The 24,014-nt window shown below is 66.1% G+C and carries 11 protein-coding genes; 3 read left to right on the top strand and 8 right to left on the bottom strand.

Annotated features, from left to right (window positions below; all coding sequences use genetic code 11):
- Nucleotide 1: 1 nt before the first annotated feature.
- The 8 genes from K8U54_RS09855 to zwf form a co-directional block, all read right to left on the bottom strand.
- Entirely contained in the window at nucleotides 2-550 is a 549-nt protein-coding gene (locus K8U54_RS09855; RefSeq protein WP_249909961.1) for a TadE family protein, read from the bottom strand.
- An 8-nt stretch (nucleotides 551-558) separates the two neighbouring features.
- A complete protein-coding gene (locus K8U54_RS09850; RefSeq protein WP_249909960.1) occupies nucleotides 559-2,634 on the bottom strand; it encodes a pilus assembly protein TadG-related protein in 2,076 nt (691 codons plus the stop codon).
- 2 nt (nucleotides 2,635-2,636) lie between these two features.
- Nucleotides 2,637-3,104 (bottom strand): TadE/TadG family type IV pilus assembly protein, encoded by a 468-nt coding sequence (locus K8U54_RS09845; RefSeq protein ID WP_249909959.1) that lies wholly within the window; start codon nucleotides 3,102-3,104, stop codon nucleotides 2,637-2,639.
- A 414-nt stretch (nucleotides 3,105-3,518) separates the two neighbouring features.
- Nucleotides 3,519-4,697, bottom strand: a complete 1,179-nt coding sequence (locus tag K8U54_RS09840) for an HlyD family efflux transporter periplasmic adaptor subunit (protein WP_249909958.1) — start codon at nucleotides 4,695-4,697, stop codon at nucleotides 3,519-3,521.
- Nucleotides 4,684-6,840, bottom strand: a complete 2,157-nt coding sequence (locus K8U54_RS09835) for a type I secretion system permease/ATPase (protein WP_249909957.1) — start codon at nucleotides 6,838-6,840, stop codon at nucleotides 4,684-4,686. Before K8U54_RS09835 ends, K8U54_RS09840 begins: the two co-directional genes overlap by 14 nt.
- On the bottom strand, nucleotides 6,830-8,080 hold the full coding sequence (locus K8U54_RS09830) for a TolC family protein (protein WP_249909956.1): 1,251 nt from the start codon (nucleotides 8,078-8,080) through the stop codon (nucleotides 6,830-6,832). The genes K8U54_RS09835 and K8U54_RS09830 overlap by 11 nt, the downstream gene beginning before the upstream one ends.
- Nucleotides 8,081-8,100: 20 nt before the next feature.
- The gene (locus tag K8U54_RS09825) at nucleotides 8,101-18,480 is read right to left on the bottom strand and encodes an Ig-like domain-containing protein (RefSeq protein WP_249909955.1); all 10,380 of its coding nucleotides are present in this window, start codon (nucleotides 18,478-18,480) and stop codon (nucleotides 8,101-8,103) included.
- A 486-nt stretch (nucleotides 18,481-18,966) separates the two neighbouring features.
- On the bottom strand, nucleotides 18,967-20,418 hold the full coding sequence (gene zwf / locus K8U54_RS09820; RefSeq protein WP_249909954.1) for a glucose-6-phosphate dehydrogenase: 1,452 nt from the start codon (nucleotides 20,416-20,418) through the stop codon (nucleotides 18,967-18,969).
- Nucleotides 20,419-20,573: 155 nt separating this feature from the next.
- Between zwf and hexR the strand changes: the two genes are divergently transcribed.
- The 3 genes from hexR to K8U54_RS09805 all read left to right on the top strand — a co-directional run bounded on the left by hexR (nucleotide 20,574) and on the right by K8U54_RS09805 (nucleotide 23,997).
- Entirely contained in the window at nucleotides 20,574-21,446 is an 873-nt protein-coding gene (gene hexR / locus K8U54_RS09815; RefSeq protein WP_249909953.1) for a transcriptional regulator HexR, read from the top strand.
- Nucleotides 21,447-21,539: 93 nt separating this feature from the next.
- A complete protein-coding gene (locus K8U54_RS09810) occupies nucleotides 21,540-21,728 on the top strand; it encodes a PA3496 family putative envelope integrity protein (RefSeq protein WP_249909952.1) in 189 nt (62 codons plus the stop codon).
- An 85-nt stretch (nucleotides 21,729-21,813) separates the two neighbouring features.
- Nucleotides 21,814-23,997 (top strand): patatin-like phospholipase family protein, encoded by a 2,184-nt coding sequence (locus tag K8U54_RS09805; RefSeq protein WP_249909951.1) that lies wholly within the window; start codon nucleotides 21,814-21,816, stop codon nucleotides 23,995-23,997.
- Nucleotides 23,998-24,014 lie beyond the last annotated feature (17 nt).

Below are 24,014 nucleotides of genomic sequence, written 5' to 3'. Positions count from 1 at the left end.
CTCAGAGGGTGACGGTGGTGGCGCCGCGGATCACCACCTCGCCGTTTTCGTCGGGCAGGCTGGGGATGGTTATCCCCAGCAGCCGCAGGGTGGGCACGATGGCCCGCTGGTCGCTGGGACCGTCGTGGTTGTAACGGCGCTGCAGGCACACGTGCAACACGTAGCGTGGCGCGGCCGGGTCGCGGTCGTCGAGGGCGATATTGCCATAGGATGGCTGGCCGTCATGGCCTGGCAACGGGCTCCAGTCCAGGCCGGCGGCGTCCTGCTCGGGCGCCGGGCAATCACCACCGCGCCAGCTTTGCGGTAGCCAGCTGCGTTGCACCACCGCCGTGATCTCCCGGCTGAGCAGCTGGGTATAGGCGGCATTGCCCGGGTCGACCTGCAGGGTCGCCCGGGCCGCGTCGGCGCTGACCTGCTTGAAGGTCAGCAGCAGCAGCATGGGAATGCTGTAGGCGATGATCCCGTACACCACCACGAAGAACACCGCGAACAGCATGGCGAACTCGATGGCCACGGCGCCCTGCTGGGTTTTTCTCGGCGGCCTTTTCATCGCCCACCTCAACGGATCAGCTGCGGGATGCCGCAGCTGATGCTGTGGACCTTGATTTCGCTTTTGCCGAGATCCAGGCCGAGGTTGCTGAGCAGGCTGCTGACGGCGCCGCCAACCGCGTTGAGCACGGGCTTGAGCGCATCGAGAACCGGATTCAGGATGGTGAGCAAGAGGGGTTGGGAGTTGCTGCTCAGGCCAAGGGAGGAGGCCAGCCCCGTGAGGACGTTGCTGAGCAGCCCGCCCTGGGGTTTGCTCTGCAACGAGGTGATCAGCTCGGTGCGGCATTGGGCCTTGTTGGTGGTGCAGGTGGTCAGTGGCAGCTTGTTGTACCACTCATCGGGCATCGTGGTATCCAGCAGGAGCGCCACCGGGCGGGGCCAGGTCAGCCCGTCCGCTTTCATGGCCGCGCGGATGGCCTCCTTGTTGGGGTAGGTCGCCAGGTACCTGTCGGCGATCTGCGCCGCCTGGGTAGGCGTGAAGCCGGGGTATCCATCGGCGCCCTTCGGCGCGCCGACGCCGATCATCCGGCTGACCTGGGAGAGCAGGTTGGCGATCGAGTCGCCGATTTTCAGGTTGTTGACCTGGGTGATATCGGACTCGTCCTCGGCGAGGGTCAGCTCGTCCCGAACCGGATTGTTGCCGGTAGCGATCAGCGGTACGGCGGCCTTGCCCTTGATCAGGTCGAGATTCAGCAACCTGAGAATGCTGGCGTCCTGCAGGTTCGACTCGGTACAACTGGCGCGGGTCGACCAGCGTGAACCACTGGGCATGGTGCCGATGCAGATGTTGCCGACGGTGGATTCGATTTCGATGGTCGCTTCGGGCTCTGCCCGGGAACAGTCGATAGCGGCCACTTCACCCCTGGCACTTGCCAGATCGAGAACGATCGGCAGCTTGATCGCGGTGCCGAGCATATCGAGCAGGGAGTTGGCCAGGGGCACGCCGCTGCTGTCGATATCGATATGCAGGCGGGTTTGCGCGTTGAAGGCGGTGGTGCCCACCGGGCCGATGCCGATGGCCGGCGGTTCGACGATGCCAAGCTCGATCTTCACCAGGCCGAGAAGATTCAGCTGATCCACCAGCAAGCCGCGTCCCTGGACGGCCGTCATCAGGCCTGTGGATAACAGATCGCCGAGCGCCAGCCGGGCATCCAGTGCCGACCCCAGTGCCTGGTCGGATCCGGTTACCAGCTTCAACAGGCCGGGGCGTTGCTCGGTCGCCAACAGGTTCACCGTGGCGTTGTTCACCTGCGAGTTCGCCAGGGTGGCGGCCAGTGCCCGGATATCGGCGGCCAGCGCCTGATCGTGATTGGCGAGGGTGGCAGAAACCTCGACCAGCCGCTGGATGCCTACCGCGCCGACCCGGGTGTCCACCAGGTTCGCCAGGCCTTCAGGCGTGAGCGCTTTCAACTGATTGATGCCGATATCCACACCCAGCGCCTGCAGCAAGCCGGCCGGCGTGACTTGCGCGTTGGCCAGGCCCTGCGAATCGAGCACCGTCAGCCCGCTGACGTTCGCGCCGGCAGCGGTGAGTAGCTTGGGAACCAGCCCGTTGGCATTGAGATCCAGCAACTGCGCGCCGACACTGAAGACCGTCAGCGGGCCGCTGTCCTTCTCGGCCACGGCGACGGCTTGCAGGCGTACGCTGTCAGCGCCGGTCAGGCCGAACAGGCTGCCGGTGCGCACCACGATGCTGGCCGGTACCTGGCTGCTGGTCACCACGCGAACCGCCCTGCCACTGGCGGCATCGGCGACCGGTACGCGCAGGCCGTCGATGATCGAAACGCTTACGCAGGATGAGCTGAGCGAGCGCCCGGCACCTGCGACGAAGCCATAGGAGGCGGCATTTTCAACGGCGTAGACCTGGGCGAGGGCGGTATCCAGCGCGCAGTTGCCGGAAGCCAGCCGCGAGATGGATTCCAGGGCCGCGGTGTCGGCCAGTTTCTGCAGGTTGCGTTGTTCGAGGTACAGGCGGCCGCTGTCGATCACCAGGGCCAGAAACAGGATGGCCACGACCAGGGTCGCCGCGCTCAGCATGCTGAAAGCGCCGCGCTGGCGCTCACGTCCAGGTCGATAGCTGGGCATGCTCAGCCTCCCGCCCCATCGCCGTACAGGCGGATCTTCGCCTCGCCGCGGATTTCGTCCGGTAGTTGCGGCACCTTCCAGCCAAAGATCGAGAAGGGCGGCAGGATGCTTTGTGGATCCCCATGGCGCACGCACACGCTCCACACCGCGCCGGTTTTCAGGAAGCCGTCATAGCCCTCGCAGGGTTGCGCCCAGGCTGATGGCAGCCACGAGTTGCGCACGCTCTGCTGCACCCGTTGTTGATGCAGGGTGATCTGTTCGGGGGTAGGCGCGCGGGTATCGGGGGAGCGGATGGCGTCACGCAGGGCTTCGGTCGCCAGCTCCTGGTAGGTGGCGCCGAGCAGGAACGGGATGCTGTAGCCGACCAGCCCGTAGAGGATCAGGAAGAAGATGATGAAGGCGATCGAGAACTCGACGGCGGCAGCGCCTCGCTGCCGGTAAGCCGAGCCAGTCCCAGCTGAGTGAGGCACTTCCCTGATCCCCGAAAGCGGTTGGATTCACGCGTTCCGGCGGCGTGATGCGCTGTGGATAAATCGGCCTGGAGCCGACGCCCAGAGCGTGATGCACGCGCCATTGGTTTTGTAATAGCACGCGCCCGGGCGGCTCTCCATCGCACTTTGTGATTAATCGGACGAGGTGTTTTTCGGTTCTTTGAGCCTGAGAACCCGCTTACGGTCTTCATACCCGCTTTATCCGGGTCGACTGCTATGTGGCGCAAGTGGCCTTTCGTAGGGTGGACGACGCTTTACCTACGCGGCCCGACCCGTCCACCGCTCTGCGATCGCAATGGTGGACAAAAAGAGCGTTATCCACCCTACGCTGGGAGCGGCCGCTTCCGCCTTGTAGTTGCCCGTACGCCTGCCCAGAAAGATCGTGAGCAGGGTCTAATAAAGCTGGGCCTTGAGCAGTGGCCTGAGCAGGTAGTTCAGCACCGTGCGCTTGCCACTGAGAATGTCCACTTCGGCGACCATGCCGGGGATGATCGGCAGGATTTCGTCGCGGCGCTTGAGCTGGCTGCCGTCGGTCTTGATCAGTACCTCGTAGTAGAACTCCTTGCCCTGGGCGGTTTCCTCGAAAATGGTGTCGGCGCTGATTTGCTCCAGGGTGCCGGTCAGGTAGCCGTAGATGCTGTAGTCGTAGGCGGTGATCTTCACCTTGGTGGGCATGCCCGGCACCAGAAAGGCGACGTCGCGGGGTTTGATGCGCGCTTCGATCAGCAACCGGTCCTCGACCGGAATCACTTCCATGATCGGCTCGCCGGGCTGGATCACCCCGCCGCGGGTGTTGATCAGCACGGTATTCACCCGGCCACGCACCGGCGAGAGGATCTCGGTACGGCGCAGCTGATCCTGGCGCTGCTGGACGATGGGTTCCAGGGCGCTGAGCTCACTCTGCTTGCTCTGCCGCTCGGTGTAGGCGTCCTGGAAATAGCTGCTGCGCAGCTCGCTGAGCTTGCCGTTGAGGGTGGCGATTTCCTGGCTGAGCTTGAGCGCTTCCATCTGGCTCACGGCGCGCTTGGCCACCAGCGGCTCGACCAGGTTGAGCTGCTGCTGCGCCAGGCGCACCTGGCGGTTGATGGCGCTGATGCCGTCCTGCAGCTTGTCGCGCCGCGACTTGAACAGCTCCTGCTCGGAGCGGGCGAGGGCGCTGGCGGGATCGATGTCCTCGGGGAAGTCGATGCGCTCCTTGCCCAGCACTTCGGCATCCAGGCGGGCGATGGTGGCGCGCAACGCCGCCGACTGGTTGGCCGACTCCTGGAAGGAGGTGCGAAAGCGTGTTTCGTCGAGGCGCACCAGGGGCTGGCCGACCTCGACCAGATCGCCTTCGCCGACCAGCAGGCGGTCGAGAATGCCGCCTTCCAGGCTCTGGATCTTCTGGATGCGGGTGAAGGGCACCACCCGGCCGTCGCCGCGGGTCACTTCATCGAGTTCGGCCCAGGCCGCCCAGGCGATGAACAGCAGCACGGTGGCCAGTACCGTCCACAGCAGGGGCCGGAACAGCGGATGGGTGGCGCTCAGCAGGGGATCGTCGAGCTGCCGGCGCAGCCGGTCATTGGACGGCATGAGTGCCTCCTCGCGGCTCCTGCGGCGCGTTCACCAGGTTGTCCTGCACCACCTGATCCAGGGCGCCATCCATGATCACCCGGCCCTGGCGCATTACCACCGCGCGCTCGACCAGCGAGAGCATGACCTTCTTGTGGGTCACCAGGATCAGGGTGCGACCGCTGACCCAGTGTTGCAGGTACTCGACCACGTTTTTCTCGCTGGTCTGGTCGAAGGACGAGGTGGGCTCGTCGAGCAGCACGATGGGTGGGTCCTGCACCAGCACGCGCACCAGCCCGACCGCCTGGCGCTGGCCGCCGGACAGGCTGGCGTTGCCCTGGATGGGCAGGTCCAGGCCCAGCGGATGGGCGCGCACCCAGGCACCGAGGCCGACGCCGTCGAGAGCCTCGAACAGCTCCTCGTCGCTGACTGCCGCGCCTTCCAGGTTGAGGTTGTCGCGCAGGGTGCCGTAGAACAACGCGATGTCCTGGGGCAGGTAGCCGATATGCCGGCGGCGGTCGGCCGGGTCGATCTGGGTCAGGCTGATGTCGTCGACCATCACCCGCCCGGCGCTCGGGTCGAGCAGCCCGGCGAGCAGGCGCAGCAGGGTGGATTTGCCGGCGCCGTTGCCGCCCAGCAGCGCGACCCGCTCGCCAGCGCGGATGCTCAGGGCGTTGATGTCGACGATGGGCGGCGCGTCATCATGGGCGAGGCGCAGCTGCTCCAGGCGGTAGTCACCGGCCAGCTGTTCCTTGCGCACGAAGCGTTGGCCGGCCGGGCGCTCGACCGGGCCGGTCATCAATTGGTCCAGGCCTTCGAGGGCGACCTTGGTATGTTGCCAGCGGCCGAGAATGCCGGCGATCTGCGATAGCGGCGCAATGGTGCGCGCCGCCAGGATCGAACAGGCCACCAGGGCGCCCATGCTCAGGTAACCGTCGCTGATGCGGTACACGCCGAACACCACCACGCCGACGTAGCACAGCTGCTGCACGGTGCTGACCCCGTAGCTGAGCGCCGACGTCAGGGTCTGGGTCTTCATCGCGCTGCCGGCGAGCTGTGCGGTGAGGGTTTCCCACAGGTGCATGCAGCGGCCTTCGGCGCGGCTGGCCTTGACCGTTTCCAGATGCTCGATGGCTTCGAGCAGGATGCCGTTTTTCACCGAGCCCTCGCGCAGGTTCTGCCGTGACAGCCGCGCCAGGCGACCCTGGGCGAGCAGGCCGGGGAGGATCATCAGCACGGCGGCGACCACCGGCACCCAGACCACATGGCCGCCGATCAGGGCGATGATCAGCAGGAAGATGAACACGAAGGGCAGGTCGCTGATCACCGCCGCGCTCGACGAAGTGAAGAACTCGCGCACCGACTCGAACTCGCGGATCTGCGTACTGAAGGCACCCACCGACGCCGGCTTGGCACCCAGGCGGGTGTTGAGCACGCGCTCGAACAACAACGACGACAGCTGCAGATCCAGGCGCTTGCCCAGGGTGGTGAGCAGGTGCGCGCGCAGCCCGCGCAACAGGCTTTCCAGGACGATGGCCAGGGCCACGCCGCTGGCCAGCACCCACAGGGTGTCGAAGGCCGCGTTGGGCACCACGCGGTCGTAGACCTGCATGGCGAACAGCGCGGCGGCGATGGCCAGCAGGTTGGCGATAAAGGCCGCCACCGCCACTTCCACATAGGAACGCCGCAGGCGCTTGAGCGCGCCGTAGAACCAGTGCTCGCGGCTCGGGCTGGCGAACTCCTCGGCGCGCCCGTCCGGGCGATAGCGGCATTTGGCGAATACCGCCATGCCGCTGTACAGCGGCTGCAGATCGGCCACCGGCAACTGCTGCACGCCGCCATCACTGTGCGGCACGAGGATCTCGGCCTGCTCGCCCTGCTGGCCGACCAGCACCACGCAGCGGCCATCGTTGAGCAGCAGCAGGGCGGGCAGCAGGTAGCCGTCGATACGTTGCAGTCGTTCCTCGCTGACCTGGGCGACGATATCGGCACGGCGCAGGGCGCGGGGCACCATGCGCAGCGGCAGGCGGCCCTGTTCCAGGGCGATGCCGTCGGCCAGTTCGGCGTCGGTCACCGGGCGGCCGAGTTGCCGACACAGCAGCACCAGGCCCTGGCGGAGCGGGTCCTGGCTCTTGCCCGGGGTGGTCAGCGTGTCAGGATCCATTCAGGCCGTTCTCCAGCAAGGGGCCGAGCAGGCCGATCTGCGCGGCGGCGCGGTATTCCAGGCGCAGGCGCTCGACCTGCAGCACGATCAGCTGGCGCTCGGCTTCGAAGCGCTCGCGCTGCACGGTGAGCAGGTCGATCACGTCGCGGCGGCCCACTTCGAACTGCTCGCGATACAGGCCGCCGACCTGCTCGGAATCGCGCACCTGCACGGCCAGGGCGTGCTCGCGCCAGAGCAGCGAATCGCCGATATCGAACAGGCTCTGCAACTGCCGGCGGATGTCGCGCTGGATGGCGTCCTGGCCCCAGCTGGCGGACTCCAGGCGCTGCGCGGCCGCGGTGGGGCGCTGGAAGTTGGAGAGGCCCTGGAGGGTATCCATGCGCAGGCGCAGGTTGACCATCGAATCGTTCTGCAGGCGCCCACCGATCTCCCGCCGCGTGGCCGAGGCCTCGAGGTTCAGTTGTGGCAGCAAGGCCGCCTTGGTGCCACGCAGCTCGGCCTGGGCCAGGTTGGTGTCTTCCAGGGCCCGTTGGTAGAGCGGCGAGCCGGTGATCAGCCGCAGCATGTCGCGGGTCGCCAGGTAGCGCTGCATGGATTGTGGGCGCGGTTCGGCCAGGCCCTCCGGCGGCGCCCCAACCAGCAGCGCGAACTGGTTGCCGGCATCCAGCAGGGCACCTTTTTCCAGGGCCAGCTGCTCCTGGGCACGGGCGATTTCCAGGCCAGCGCGGTCCTGCTCGCTGCGATCGGAGTAGCCGTCGGCGCCGCGTGCCTGGGTCATCGCGCGAATGTCGTCGAGCAGGCGGACATGCCGGCGCACCGCGTCGATACGGCGCTGGGCGACCAGCACGTCCAGGTAGGTTTCGACGATATCCAGGGCGGCGTCTTCGCGGGTCACCTCGGCGCTGGCCGAGAGCTGGCGCTGGGTCGCCTTGGCGCTGTCCACCTGGCTGTCGATGCGGCCCCAGTCGTAGAGCATCTGCGAGACGGTGACGTCGTAGACGGTCTCGCCGATATCGAACTCCTGCGGCCCCCCGGACAACGACAGCGAGGGGTAGTAACCCCCCTTGGCGATCTTCACCTCGGTTTCGGCGCGCGCGGCTTCGGCCACGGCGGCGCGTACCTGGGGGTGGATCGCCAGGCCGCTGCGCACGGCCTGGTCCAGCGGCATGGCCATGGCCGAGGCCGGCAGCCACAGGGTGAAGGCCAGGCGCGCGGCCCATCGACAATGAGGTGTGTGCATACGGTACGACGACTTCCCTATCAACTGACCACAACCTGTACCGTGTTCTCTTCCACCAGGAGCGTGGTGTTTCCGTAGGTATAGACGTCATAGACGATGCCTTCCAGCAACTGCGTCCCGCCTTTCACGGCACTGCTGCTGACCATCAGGGTGTCGTTGCTCTCACCGGTGATCTGCAGGACGTTGCGCGAGTCGGTCATGGCATCCACCGCGGCGGCGGTGAGGGTCAGGGTGCTGCCCGAATCACCGGTGCCCAGGTCGATGCGCTCGATGTTGCTGAAGGTGCCGATGCCGGCGGCGCCGTAGTTGATGTCGATGCCGCCATCGAACACCACGGTGTCGAAACCGGCGCCACCGTCGACGCTGCCGAAGTTGGTGGCGCGGATCTGGATGGTGTCGTTGCCGGCACCGGCGTCCACCCGATCACCCGCGGCAACGTTGAGGATCAGATCGTTGCCGGCTCCGGCGAAGATCCGCTCGTTGGCGATGGTGGCGCTGCCGGACAGGATGTCGTCGGCCGCCGTACCGTCGACGCGCACGGTGCCGATGGTCAGGCCGAGCAGGCCGAGCGGATCGAGATCCAGGGTGTAGACGCCGCTGGTCTTGCCCGCAGACGTGGCAGTGATACGCAGCGCCAGGTCCGGCCCCAGGTTGAGGATGTTGGTCAGCGACAGGCCGAGCTGGCTGAGCACGCTGGGGCTGAGCAGGTTGATGGAGAAGTTGCCGTTGGCATCGGCGGCCAGCGGTGCCAGGGCGATATAACCCGCCGGCGTCAACACCTCCACCGCCAGGGCCGCACCCGCCACCGTCTTGCCGCTGACGCCGAGCCGGGCGGCTGGCAGGTTCAGCAGGCTGAGGTTGGCGTCCACCGCCAGGTTACCCAGGGTGATCGGCTGCTGTTGCAAGTTGGCGCCCAGGCCCAGGGCGACCACATTGCTCTGGTTGCCTGCCTGGTCCTTGGCCGAGACGGACACCTGGGCGCTGAGCAGCTGGTCCCAGGTCAGGCCGATGTTCAGCCCGCTCAGCAGGTTCACCGAAGCCAGCCCGGCATTGTTGGCGGTGACCGTGGCAGTGGCGACGGTGCCGCCCAGGTCGATGCGCACGGTCAGCTCGCTGTTCGGCTCGGCGGAAATGGTCAGCAGGTTGCCGACCAGGTTCAGCACCGGTGACGAAGGCGCGATGGTGTCGACGGTGAAGTTCGCCGCCTGGGAGTTGGCGCCGTTGTTGATATGCGCCGTGACCGACGCCGCGCCTTGCGGGAAGCTGCCCGTTGGCGGCACCACCGAAACCACGGCGTTGCCCGCCAGCGCTTCGGCAGCGGTAATGGTATGGCTCTGGTTGAAGGTATAGCCACCGCTACCGCTGTAGGTGAGGGTGACGGTGTCGCCGGCGCGCACACCGGTGGCCAGGCCGACGCGTACCTGAATGCCGTCGGCCGCTTCGGCAGCGTTGATGTAGGTGTCGAGGGCTTCCGCCACGCTGATGATCGGTGCCGACAGGTTGGGTGCATTGGTGCCCGCCGAGGCGCTGACATTGCCCGCTGCATCGGTCGCGGTCACGGCGATCGCCTGGCCTGCCACCAGCGCCGGGATCAGTACGGCGGCGAAGGTGCCTGCGGCGCTGGCCGTCACCGTGATCGGGTTGGCGACATTGCCGTTCACCACGATACGCACCTGGGTATTGGCTTCGGCGGTACCGGTAAGCAGGGTGCCGTCGGCGCTGACGAACAGGTTGCTCGGCGCAGTGGGTGCCTGGCTGTCGATCGTGGTGCTGGCCGAGCCGCTGGTATTGCCAGCCGCATCACGTGCCACGGCATTGACCACGGTGCCATTGGCCAGCGGTGCCTGCGGTGTGAAGCTCCAGGCGCCGTTGGCGGCAGCGGTCGTGGTGCCGATGGGTATGCCATTGCTGCCGGTGAGCACGACGGTGCTGCCGGCCTCGGCCGTGCCGGTAAGCACGACGCCTCGGCTGGGCTGAATGGTCGGGTTAGCAGGCGCGATGCTATCGATGGTGGTGCTGCTCGAACCGCTGGTATTGCCCGCGGCGTCGCGGGCCACGGCAGTGACGGCGGTGCCATTGGCCAGGGCAGTGCCCGGCGAAAAGCTCCAGTTGCCACTGGCGTTGGCGGTTGCCTGGCCAATGGATGCGCCACCCGGGCCGGTGAGAATGACGGTGCTACCCGCCTCGGCGGTACCGCTGAGCGAGACGCCATTGCTCGGTTGAATGGTTGGCGCATTGGGTGCCAGGGCATCGACCGTGGTGGTGACCGCTGCACTGCTGTTGCCGGCCGCATCCCTGGCGACTGCCGTTACCACCACGCCATTGGCGAGCGCCGGGCTCGGGGTAAAGGTCCAGGCGCCGTTGCCGTCGGCGGTGGCCGTGCCGATGCGTACACCCCCCGGGCCGGTAAGCACCACCGTGCTGCCGGCTTCGGCCGTGCCGGCGAGCACTGTGCCGTTGCTGGCCTGGATGCTGGGCAGTCCAGGCGCCACGTTGTCGACCGTGGTGCTGGCCGATGGGCTGGTGTTGTTGGCGGCATCACGTGCCACCACCGTCACCAGGGTGCCGTTGGTCAGCGGCGTCTGCGGTGTGAAGCTCCAGGTGCCGTCGGGATTGGCGGTGGTGGTGCCGATCTGGATATTGCCCGGGCCGGTGAGGATCACCGTGCTGCCGGCTTCGGCGGTGCCGGTCAGCAGGTTGCCGTTACTGGGCGCGATGGTGGGCAGTGCAGGGGCCACGCTGTCGATCACCACGATGGCCGGCGCGCTGACGTTGTTGGTGGCGTCGGTGGCGGTGATGCTGACCGAAGTGCCGTCGGGGATGGCGGGTGAAAAGGTTTGTGACCAGGCACCGATGACGGGATCGGTGCTGACCTGCACGTCTGCCTGCCCCGCGACGCGGATGGTGATGGTGCTGCCTGGCTCCGCCGTGCCGCTGAGCACGCTGCCGTTGCTGGGCAATACCTCGGGCAGGTCGGGGACCGAAACGTCGACGGTCACGCGGGCAGTGCCGCTCTGGTTGCCGGCGGCGTCCACGGCGATGGCAGTGACCTCGGTATCATCGGCCAGCGCGGGTGTCAGGGTGGTCTGCCAGTGGCCGTTGGCGTCGACGACTACCTCGTCGATCTGCACGCCGGCCACGCTCAAGCGTACGGTGGTGCCCGCCTCGGCGGTACCGCTGAGCGACACGCCATTGCTCGCGGCGATGACAGGTGCGAGCGGCGCGATGCTGTCGACCGTGGTACTGGCCACGGGGCTCTGGTTGCCGGTGGCGTCCTCGGCCCTGACCGTGACCACCACGCCATTGGCCAGGGCGGTGCCTGGGGTGAAGGTCCAGTTGCCGCTGCCATCGGCCGTCAGGGTGGCGATGGTATTGCCGTTGGCGGTGAGGGTTACCGTGCTGCCCGCTTCGGCGGTACCGCGCAGTGAGAAGCCGTTGCTGGCCTCGATGGTGGGTATGGCGGGCGCGATGGCATCGACGGTAACGGCAGAGGGCGCTCCGCTATTGCCTGCGGCATCCCGGACACTGACGCTGACCAGGGTGCCATGCTGCAACGGCGTCGTTGGGGTAAAACTCCAGGCGCCGCCGGGGCCTGCGGTGGTCTGGCCGATGATCACCCCGCCCAGGCCGGTGAGTATCACCGTGGCGCCTGCTTCTGCAGTACCGCTGAGCTGCACGCCGTTACTCGGCTGGACCACTGGGGCGGCGGGCGGGGCGGCGTCGATCACCAGGTTGGCCGGTGCGCTGGTGTTGCCGGCGGCATCCTGGGCCACCACCTGAACCGGAGTATTGTTGCCGAGCGCCAGCGGCGGCACGAACGACCAGTTGCCTGCGCCGTCGGCCATTGCCTGGCCGATGGCCACGCCGCCCGCGCCGGTGATGATGACCGTGCTACCGGCTTCGGCGGTACCGCTCAAGGTAACGCCATTGCTTGGCTGAATGGTGGGTTGTGCTGGCGCCTGGTTATCGACCGTGACGGCTGCCGCTGGCGCACTGACGTTGCCGGCTGCATCGGTTGCCGTGGCGGTGATGGCGAGGCCGTTGCCCACGGCCGTGCTCGGGGTCAGGGTCCATTTGCCGTTGGCGTCCGCCACGGCAGTACCGATGCTGTTGCCCGCCACCCGAATCGTCACCGTGCTGCCGGCTTCGGCGGTGCCGCTGATGAGCTGACCGTTGCTCGGGGCGATCACCGGCGCTGCGGGTGCGATGGCGTCGACCAGGATGCTGGCGGGCGCGCTTTCATTGCCCAGCGCATCGCGGGCCACCACGGTGACCAGGCTGCCATTGGCCAGGGCCGGGCTGAGGGTGGTGCTCCAGTTACCGTTGGCGTCGACAGCCGCGGTACCGATCTGGGCACCACCGGCTGCGCTGATGATCACCGTGCTACCGGCCTCGGCCGTACCGCTGAGCTGCACGCCATTGCTCGGATTGAGGGTGGGATGATCCGGCACCTGGGCGTCGATCACGGTGCTGGCGGATGGGCTGGCATTGCCGGCCGCGTCGCGTGACACCACGGTCACCTGAGTGCCGTCGATCAGGGCAGTGTCGGGGATGAAACTCCAGCTGCCAGCCGTATCGGCGGTCGCCTGGCCGATCACCGTACCGCCTGGACCTGTGATCAGTACCGTGCTGCCGGCCTCTGCCGTACCACTGAGTTCCACGCCATTGCTGGGCGAAATGGTCGGGGTAACCGGTGCGACGGTATCGATGGTGGTGCTGACCGTCGCGCTGGTGTTGCCGAGCGCGTCCCGGGCGGCGGCGCTGACCACGGTGCCGTTGGCGAGCGCCGGTGAGGGCGTCAGGGTCCAGGTACCGTCGGCGGCGGCAGTGGTCTGGCCGATGACGCGGCCGCCAGCATCGGTGATCACTACGCTGATGCCCGCTTCGGCGGTGCCGCCGAGCTGCAGGCCATTGCTGGCGTCGATCGTCGGTGTGGCTGGCGCCTGGGCGTCGACCGTGGTGGTGACCGGGCCACTGGTATTGCCGGCGGCGTCCCGTGCCACGGCGGTGACCACCAGGCCATCGGCCAGGGCAGGCGTAGGCGTGAAGGTCCAGTTGCCATTGGCATCGGCAGTCGCCTGGCCAATGCTGATACCACCCGAACCGGTGAGAATCAGTGTGGCGCCCGCTTCGGCCGTACCGCTGAGTTGCGTGCCATTGCTGGCGGCGATGGTCGGGGCATTGGGCGCCACGTTGTCGATCACCGTGGAGGCCGCTGCACTGCTCAGGCCGGCGATGGTGACCGTGGCCTCGACGGTGGTGCCATTGGCCAGCGGTGTCTGCGGGGTGAAGGTCCAGTTGCCCTGGGCGTCGGCGACCGCCTGGCCAATGGGCGTGCCCGCCCCGTCGGTCAGCTGTACGGTGGCCCCCGGCACGGCGGTGCCGCTGAGCTCGGTACCGTTGCTGTGCTCGATGGTCGGGCGCGACGGCAGGGTCGCATCCACGGTCACGCTGGATGGCAGGCTCTGATTGCCCACCGCATCGGTGGCGGTAACCGTCAATTGGGTGCCGTTCGCCAGGGCGCTGGCCGGGGTGATCGACCAGTTGCCATCGGCATCGGCGGTGGTGGTCTGGCTGAAGCCATTGGGGCCGGTGACGGTGATCAGGCTGCCGGCTTCGGCGCTACCGGTGACCTGCGTGCCGTTGCTGGGGTCGAGCAGCGGCGCGGCGGGGGCCTGGGCGTCGACAGTGATAGTGGCCGGCGGGCTGGTGTTGCCGACGGCATCGCGGGCGACCACGGAGACCTGGGTGTTGTTGGCCAGCGGGCTGCTGAGGGGATAGGTCCAGGTGCCATCCGGATTGACCTGAACCGTCACCGGTGCGGCATTGCCGATGGTCAGCGCCAGGATGCTGCCGGGCTCGGCGGTGCCGCTCAGCTGGGTCGAGCCATTGCTTGGCGCGATCGTCGGGGTGGCGGGCGGCTGAGCATCCACCACGGTGGCGCCTGCCTGGCTGCTATTGCCGGCGGCATCGCGGGCCACCACGTTGACCTGGGTACCGTCGAGCAGCGGGTTCTGTGGCGTGAACGACCAGTTGCCATTGCCATCGGCCGTTGTCTGGCCAATGGCGACGCCGCCCGGGCCGGTCAGAATGACGGTGCTGCCGGCCTCGGCGGTGCCGCTGAGCGAGGTGCCATTGCTCGGTTGGATGGTGGGCGTGTTGGGCGCGACGGCGTCCACCGTGATACCCACGGGGGCGCTCTGATTGCCGGTCTCGTCGCGGGCCACGATGCTCACCGCGGCGCCGTTGGCCAGCGGAGCTTGAGGCGTGAAGCTCCAGTTACCCTGGGCATCGACCCTTACCTGGCCGACTACCGTGCCGCCGACGCTGATCACCAGCAGGCTACCCGCCTCGCCGGTGCCACTGAGTTGCTGGCCGTTGCTGGGCACCACGGTGGGTGCTGCAGGGGCGACGCTGTCGGTGACCACGCTACTGGCGGCGCTGGTGTTGCCGGCGGCATCACGGGCCACCGCGTTGACTGGCGTGCCGTTGGGCAAGGCGTTTGCTGGCGTGAACGACCAGTTGCCGCCCGCGTCGGCGATCACCTGGCCGATCACTGCACCGTTGGCGCCGGTGAGAATCACCGTGCTGCCGGCTTCGGCGCTGCCGCTGAGCTGCGTACCGTTGCTGACGTTCAGCGTGGGAGCCCCGGGTGGCACGCCATCGATGGTCAAGGAGGCGGCAGGGCCGGTGTTGCCCGTCGCGTCCGTGGCCACCGCCGTGACACGGCTGCCATCGGGCAACTGCGCAGTCAGCGTCGCGCTCCAGGCGCCGTTGGCGCCTGCCGTGGCTTCGGCGATCAGGTTGCCGGCAGCGTCGCGCAGGATGACGGTGCTGCCTGGCTCGGCGAAACCGCGCAGGATGATGCCGTTGCTCGGTTCGATGATCGGCGTGGCGGGCGCAGCGGCATCGATGCTCAGGCTGGCGGGCGCGCTGGTGTTGCCGGCGGCGTCGTGCGCCACCACGGTGATGGTGGCATTGTCGGCCAAGGCTGGCGATGGGCTCAGCGACCAGTTGCCATTGGCGTCAGCATTCGCCTGGCCAATTACCCGTCCGCTGCTGTCGCTGATGATCACCGTGCTGCCGGCTTCGGCCGTCCCTGCCAGGCGCGTGCCGTTGCTCGGGGCGACGACCGGCGCTTGCGGCGCAACGCTGTCGACCGTGGTGCTGACCGCCGTGCTTTGGTTACCCGCCGCGTCGCGGGCCACGGCGTTGACGACCGTTGCGTTGGCCAGCGGCGTGCCGGGCTGGAAGCTCCAGTTGCCCTGGCTATCGGCAGTGGCCTGGCCGATGACGGCGCCACCCGGCCCGGTCAGCAGCACCGTGCTGCCGGCTTCGGCCGTTCCGCTGAGCAGGCTGCCGTTGCTGGGTTGCAGGGTGGGGATCGGCGGCGCGACGTTGTCGGTCACGGTGATGGCCGGCGCGCTGCTGAGGCCGTTGGCCACCACCGTCGCGCTGACACTGGTGCCGTTGGGCTGTGGGGTGGGCGGCGTGATCGTCCAGTTGCCGTTGCCGTCGGCAGTGGCCTGGCCCAGGGTGGCGCCGTTCGGGCCGCTCAGCACCACCAGCGCGCCTGCCGTGGCCGTACCGGTGAACTGGCTGCCGTTGCTTGGATCGATGGTCGGGCTCGCCGGTAGCGTGGTATCGACGGTCTGGCCGGCGGCCAGGCTCTGGTTGCCGGCCGCGTCGGTCGCGGTGACCGATACGGTGGTGCCGCTGGCAAGCGGTGTCGCGGGGGTGAAGGTCCAAACGCCATTGGCATTGGTGGTGGTGGTCTGCTCGGCGGCGCCGGGAATGTTGATGGTGATGGTGCTGCCCGGTTCGGCGGTGCCGCTCAGCAAGCCACCGTTGCTGGGGTGGATCACTGGCGTAGCCGGCGCGTTGCTATCGATGCTGCCGGTCGTGGAGGCGCTTTCATTGCCGCTGGCGTCTCGGGTGCTGACGTCGATGGAGGTGCCATTGCCAATCGGCCCGCCAGGTGTGTAGCTCCAGTTTCCGTTGCTGTCCGCGAGCACCTCGATCTCGGTCACTGGCGAAGTGCCGATACGGATGATCACCGTACTGCCAGGTTCCGCTGTACCGCTTAGGAGTGCGCCGTTGGTGGGGTTGAGTGTCGGCGCTGCAGGTGCCTCGGAGTCGATCACCACGGTGCTGGGTGGGCTGACGTTGCCGGCCGGGTCGCGGGCGGTGATGGTCAGCGGCGTGCCGTTGTTGATCGGCGTCGCAGGTGTGAAGCTCCAGTCGCCATTGCCGTCGGCTACCGCTTCACCAATGATGATGCCACCCGGGCCGGTGATCACTACGGTGCTGCCAGCCTCGGCGCTACCGCTCAGGGTGCTGCCATTGCTGGATTCGGCCTGCGGGGCGGCAGGCGGTGTCTGGTCGATCTGTAGCGGGGCGGGATCGCTGGTATTGCCGGCGGCATCGCGAACCACGACCTCGATGTTGGCGCCATCGGCCAGTGGCAGGGTAGGGATGAAATTCCAGTTGCCGTTGCTGTCGGCGACGGTCTGCCCGATCAGCTCGCCATTGTTGTAGATCAAAATGATCTTGCCGCCGGGCTCGGCGGTGCCGCTCAGCTCGCTACCGTTACTCGGCTGAACCACAGGCGGCAGCGGTTGTGCGGCATCGATGATCAGGGTAGTGCTGGCGCTGGTGCCCGCCGACGTGCTGGCGACGGCGCTGATGACCGTGCCATCGGCAAGGGAAGGCGATGGTGTAATCGACCAGGCGCCATTGGGTCCTGCCGTCACGCTACCTATCTGCACGCCATTGACACTGACAGTGACCAGGCTGCCAGCATCCGCAGTGCCCGAAACCACCGTACCGTTGCTTGTCGCGATCACCGGTGCATTGGGCAGTGCGTTATTCACCACCACGGTTTCCGGTTGCCCGACGTTTCCTGCCGCGTCGCGGGCCACCACGCTGACCTGGCTGCCATTGGTGATCGCCGGGCTGGCAGTGAAATGCCAGTTGCCGTTGGCGTCGACCAGTGCCTGACCAATCACGCCGTTGGAGTTGCTGAGGATGACGGTGCTACCCGCTTCCGCGGTACCGCTGAAAACCGTGCCGTTGCTATTGCTGATGGTCGGCCGATCTGGAGCCTGAGCGTCGATGGTCAGGCTGGTTGGCTGGCTGATATTGCCGGCCCGATCAGTGGCGGTGATGGTGACGGATGTAGTGTTGGTCAATGCGGGGGTGGGTTGATAAGACCAGGTGCCGTCTGCAGCCGCCGTTACGGTAAGCGTTGTACTGCCATTGATGGTCAGCGTTACCGTGCTGTTGGGCTCGGCGGTACCGACCAAATGAGTGCCATTGCTGGCCTCGACGGTGGGCGCTGCAGGAGGCGTCTTGTCGATAACGATGCGGATCACCGGAGGACGAAAGCCGCCAGGCGCAACCGTGTGCACATCGATCAGCGTGCCATCGGGCCAGGCGGGCGACGGAATCCATGACCAGTCACCATTGGCATCGGCGGTGGTCTGGGTGAGCACTTCGCCATCGGGGCGCATCAGGATGATGGTGGCGTTGGCTATCGCCGAGCCGCTCAACTCATCGCCGTTGCTCGGCTCTACCGTCGAAGGCTGGGTTACCAAGGGAGCGTTGAGGGACGCCGGGGGGCTGACATTGCCTGCCGCATCCACCACCACGACGTTAATGGCCTGGCCGCCCGTCAGCGCCGCCGGGAATGTCACCACGAAATTGCCGTCGGCATCGGCGGTGACGGTATACAGGCTGCCATCGACCTCGACCCTGACCAGGGCTCCGGGCTCTGCGGTCCCCGTCAGAAAGCGACTGTCCTGGCTCAGCAGGAGATTGCCGGCAGCGGCGGGCGGCTCATTATCCCCAGGATCTACGGGATCTACCGGGTCTACGGGATCCACCGGGTCGACGGGCGGCGTCGTGCTGCCATCGTCGTTATTGCCGCTATCGCTACGACGGTCCACCTGATCCGCCACCGCCACGCCGCCCGCGACGGCCACGCCGCCGATAACGGCAGCCGTACCCAGGCCAAGGGTGCCCCCGGCAGCGCCTGCCACCGAGGTCAGAGAGGTAAAGCCGGAAAGCGTACCTTCCGATGCATAGGAAGCGGCCAGGATGCCGTCCGAAGCTGCCGTCTGGGAAAGGTCCACCGCAAGCAGCTGTTCTTCTTCACCCACCAGATACAGCTGGCTGGGTTGTGCGGCCGGGGCGTAGAAATTGCTGATGCGCAGAACCTCGCCGTTCTGCATCTGCACGATCAGATCCGACCCTTCGCGGGTATAGCTGGTGACTGCATCGGGCGAGATATTGAGCGCCACATGGCTGCTTTCTGAAAGGGGTAGGGTATTGCTGACAGTACGTTCGGTGGCTTGCGTGACCTGTTGGCCAATCGGCGCGACTTTCGCCTGTACTGCCATGATGCATCTCCTGATTACTAACTACCGAACATTGGCGAGCTGTGTGTGGTTCACCGGCAAGTTCATTGCGACATTGCACTGGATCCAACTCGGCAAGGTTTTAAGTTAGCGGCTGAGATGCAAATGAAAAGAAACGCTTAATAACCTTTCGAAATTAATAACCTCTATTTTATAAATTTAAGGAATTTAAACCCAAATAATTAGTTATCATGAATTAGCGAAAAATTCGCAACTGTCTGTTTTTCAAGTTTATAGATTTTATATTAAATGGATAAATTGCCTGATAGATTTTTAATATTTCCGATAAGTGTCAGGTAAATAAATTTATTGAACCCTGAACAGTAACCACCCGGTTGAAATTAAATTCAACGCTATTAATCGGCTCACGGTTTTATAGCGCGTTATTGATAGGCGAATGCTTACATGCAAAAGGATTAATGACGCATGACAATCAAGCGGGCTGTCATTGTCAGCCCGCTTGTCCTGTTACTCGGACTCATCGATCCATTGGCGACCATGACGTTCCAGCAGGTGCTGGAGCTGCTCCGGGCCATTGCTGCCTGCCGCATAGGGGCGCGGACTCTGGTAGTGCTGTTGCCAGCCCTTGATGATCGGGTCGACCCACTGCCAGGCCGCTTCGACTTCATCGCGGCGCATGAACAGCGTCGAGTCACCCTCGATCACGTCCAGCAGCAACCGCTCGTAGGCGTCCCAGCGGCGTTGCTTGTTGAAGGCATCGGCCAGGTTCAGGTCCAGCTCGACCGGTTGCAGGCGCATGCCCTTGCCGGGGTTCTTGGCCATCAGCTGCAGGCTGATGCGTTCCTCGGGCTGCAGGCGGATCAGCAACTGGTTGGCCTGGCCGTTGCCGAACAGCTGGTGGGGCACCGGCTTGAACTGGATGAGGATTTCGGAGGTCTTGCGGGCCAGGCGCTTGCCGGTGCGCAGGTAGAAGGGCACGCCGGCCCAACGCCAGTTGTTGATCTCGGCCTGCACGGCGACGAAGGTTTCGGTATCGCTGTCGTTGTCGACATGCTTCTCGAAATAGTAGGCCGGTACTTCCTGGCCGCCGATCTTGCCGGCGGTGTACTGGCCGCGCACGGTCTTGTCGCGCACATCCTGGCCGGTGATGGGTTTGAGGGCTTCGAGAATCTTCACCTTCTCGTTGCGCACCGATTCGGCATCGAAGCGCACCGGCGCCTCCATGGCCACCAGGCAGAGCAGCTGCAGCAGGTGGTTCTGGATCATGTCGCGCATGGCGCCGGCGTTGTCGTAGTAGGCGCCGCGGTTTTCCACACCCAGGGTCTCGCACACGCTGATCTGCACGTGGTCGATGTGCCCGGCCCGCCACACCGGCTCGAACAGCGCATTGGCGAAGCGCAGCGCCATCAGGTTCTGCACGGTTTCCTTGCCCAGGTAATGGTCGATGCGAAACACCTGGGATTCATCGAACACCGCGCCGATGCCGGCGTTGATCGCCCGGGCGGACTGCAGCGAATGGCCGATGGGTTTTTCCAGCACGATGCGCGCACCCGCGCCGGCCAGGCCGGCGACCTTGAGGTGCGTGGCGATGGCTTCGAACAGATCCGGTGCGGTGGCCAGGTAATAGACCCTGACCCGATCCCGGTCGCTGCCCAGGGTCTTGCCCAGGCGGCCGAAGTCGGCGCTTTGCGAGGCGTCCATGGGGAAGTAGTCCAGGCGCTCGGCGAAGCTGCGCCAGGTGTCATCGTCGAAATCGGCGCGGGCCACCTGGGCGCGGCAATGGCGCTCGGCAAGGGCCTGGTAGGCAGCCCGGCTGTGGGAACTACGGGCCAGGGCGAGGATGCGCGTACCGCGGTGCAGGCGGCCGCCGCGATGCAGGTAATAGAGGGCCGGTAGCAGCTTGTGCAGGGCGAGGTCGCCCGTGCCGCCGAATACCAGCATGTCGCAATTGCTCTGCATGGGAACTCCGATTCGGTTAGTCCGTGCGAGGTCGCCAGGCTTGTAGTATAACTACAAGATCACTACAGCCCGGCGGCGTCCCTTGATCATAACCGAGTCGTGACGCTCGAATAGCCAGCCGGCGTAACCATCCTTTGCCAGTCGAGTCCCTGCCCGTGAATTTGTTGCAGCACATCGCCCAGTCACGCCACCTCCTGCGTAAGTCGGAACTCAAGGTGGCCGATCATGTGCTCCTCGATCCTGCGGCGGTCATGCACAGCTCCATGGCCGAGCTGGCGCACCTGGTGGGCATCAGCGAGCCGACCATCGTGCGCTTCTGTCGCGCCATCGGCTGCAGCGGCTTTCAGGATCTCAAGCTCAAGCTGGCGCAGAGCCTGGCCGCCGGCGCGAGCTTCGGCCAGTTCGCGATCCACGAGGACGACTCGGTCGCCGACTTCAGCATGAAGATCTTCGACACCACCCTGCATACCCTGATCGAGGTGCGCGAGAAGCTCGACCCGGTAGCACTGGAAAAGGCCATTGGCCTTTGCTCCCAGGCACAGCGTATCGAGTTCTATGGTTTCGGGGCGTCTGGCGCGGTCGCCGCTGATGCCCAGCACAAGTTCTTCCGCCTGCTGCTCAATGCCGCGGCCTATTCCGACCCGCACATGCAGGCGATGTCGGCCATTACCCTCAAGCCGTCCGATGTCGCCGTGTGCATCTCCCAGTCCGGGCGCTCCAAGGACCTGCTGATCACCGCCAACGTGGTGCGTGAAGCCGGTGCCTCGCTGATCGCCCTGTGCCCCGGGCAGACGCCGCTGGCCGAGCTGGCCACGGTGAACCTGGCCATCGACGTGCAGGAAGACACCGAGATCTACACGCCGCTGGCCTCGCGTATCGCCCACCTGGTGGTCATCGACGTGCTCGCCATGGGCGTGGCCATGGCCCGTGGGCCGAGCCTGGTCAACCACCTCAAGAGCGTCAAACGCAGCTTGCGCAGCCTGCGCTTGTCGGCCAAGTCGGTGAAAGCCCACGAAGAAGGTGCCTGAGCGCGGTCGTCACCCAGGCGTCACGGGTGTTTCCTCAAACTGTCATGACGGTCGCTGAAGCTGGTCTCCCGTAATTCAACCTGGAGACCTGCCATGGCTCGCCATGTGGATGAAGCGTTGCACCCGGACCAGAGCGTGGTGAAAGCCCGCCGCAAGCTGCTCGACGAGCAGCGCATGCGTTACCGTCGGGCCATCGAGGCCTATGGCGAGAATCGTCGCCTGCAATCGGAAATCGCCAGTTTCCACGACCCGCTGGTTGGCGAGCCGCGCCGCCTGCACTGATTGCAACCGAGTATTTGCACGGCGCGCATCCCGGGCGAGGAGGCTCCTATAATGGCGCCTTTTCGCCCAACGCCAGGGATGTGCCATGCGTCGTCTGCTCGTTCTCCTGCTCCTGTTGTTTCCCCTCCTCGGTGTTGCCCAAGAGGCCCAGCCCAAGGTCGGCCTGGTGCTGTCCGGCGGCGCTGCGCGGGGCCTGGCCCATATCGGCGTGCTCAAGGCGCTGGAGGAGCAGGGCGTGCGTATCGACGCCATTGCCGGCACCAGCATGGGCGCGGTGATCGGTGGCCTGTATGCCTCGGGCTACAGCATCGCCGAGCTCGAGGAGGTGGCGCTGACCATGGATTGGCGGCAGGTGCTCTCCGACGATCCGCCGCGCACCGACGTGCCGTTCCGGCGCAAGCAGGATGACCGCGATTTCCTGATCAAGCAGCGCCTGAGCTTTCGTGACGACGGCAGCCTTGGCCTGCCGCTGGGGGTGATCCAGGGTCAGAACCTGGCGCTGCTGCTCGAGCGCCTGCTGGTACGCAGCAGCGACGTGCGTGATTTCGACCGCCTGCCGATTCCCTTCCGCGCCGTGGCCACCGATATCGCCAACGATCAGAAAGTGGTGTTCCGCAGCGGCCACCTGCCCCAGGTGATCCGCGCCAGCATGTCGATCCCGGCGGTGTTCGCGCCGGTCGAGCTGGACGGTCGCCTGCTGGTCGATGGCGGCATGGTCGACAACATTCCCGTCGACGTGGCACGCGACATGGGCGTCGACCGGGTCATCGTCGTCGACATCGGCACGCCGCTGAAACCGCGCAAGGAACTGCTCACCGTGGTCGACGTGCTCAACCAGTCGATCACCATGATGACCCGGCGCAATTCCGAGGAGCAGCTGGCCACCCTGCGCGACGGCGACGTGCTGGTGCAGCCGGACATGGCGCGCTTCGCCGTCACCGATTTCGGCCGCGGCGAGGAAATGATCGAGGCGGGCTACCAGGCCGCCAAGGTGCTGCAGCCGCGCTTCGCGGACCTGGTGCGGCGCGGCGGCGGTAACCCCGCGCTGACCCTGGCGCGCAGTGCCCAGCAGCGGGCGCCGGTGATCCACGCCATCCAGGTGGACAACGATTCCAAGGTCGGCGACGAGGTGATCCGCAACTACATCCGCCAGCCCATCGGCGAGCCGCTGGACATGGCCAAGCTGCAGCGCGACATGGGCACCCTGTACGGCCTCGATTACTTCGAGCGCGTGCAGTACCGGGTGGTCAACCGTGATGAGCGCAACACCCTGGTGATCGATGCCCGGGAAAAGCGCACCGGCACCGACTACCTGCGCCTGGGGCTCAACCTCTCCGACGATTTCAACGGCGACAGCGTCTTCAACCTGGGGGCGAGCTTTCGCAAGAACGGCATCAACCGGCTCGGTGCCGAGTGGCTCACCCGGGTGCAGCTGGGCGACCGCCAGGAGCTGTTCAGCGAGTTCTACCAGCCACTGGACGTCGGTTCGCGCTGGTTCGTGGCGCCCAATCTGCATGCCGAGGCCTGGAACCTGGAGTCTGTGCTGAACAACGACCCGATCGCCGAATACCGGGTGCAGCGCTACGGCTACGGGGTCGACCTCGGCCGGCAGATCGCCAACAACGGCGAGCTGCGTTTCGGTATCGGCCAGGCCTGGGGCGATGCCGAGGTGCGCATCGGTGAACGCGATCAGCCGGAATTCAGCTTTACCGAGGGCTATTACGAGCTGCAGTACGCCTTCGACACCCTGGACAACGTCGACTTTCCCCACGAGGGCGAGGAGATCAGCCTGAACCTGCGCCAGTACGACGCCAGCCTGGGTGCCGACGATCGCTACCGGCAATGGCAGATCAAGCTCGACAAGGCGTTCAGCCAGGGACCGCACAGCCTTGTGATCGGCGGCCGCTACGGGCGCACCCTGGACGACGCGGAAATCGTCACCTCCAGCTTCCAGCTGGGCGGCGCGCAGCAGCTGTCGGGCTTCCGCCAGGATGCCCTGGCCGGGCAGAACGTCAGCCTCGGGCGGATGGTGTACTACCGGCGCATGACGCCGCGCTCGTTCCTGCCGCTGGATTTCCCGCTCTACCTCGGCGCCTCCCTGGAACGCGGCCGGGTATGGAACAACGACAACGCCTTCGACAGCGGCTACATCAACGCGGCGAGCGTGTTCCTGGGTTACGAGACGCCGCTGGGACCACTGAATTTCAGCTATGGCCTCAATGACGAGAACGAAAAGGCGCTGTACCTGAACCTCGGCCATAGCTTCTGAGTGCTGCCTGTCGGTGC

The organism is Pseudomonas fulva (genome assembly GCF_023517795.1).
Lineage (GTDB): Bacteria > Pseudomonadota > Gammaproteobacteria > Pseudomonadales > Pseudomonadaceae > Aquipseudomonas > Aquipseudomonas fulva_D.
The sequence above is the reverse complement of the archived record's forward strand: the minus strand, read 5'-3'. Positions and strand labels throughout refer to the sequence as shown.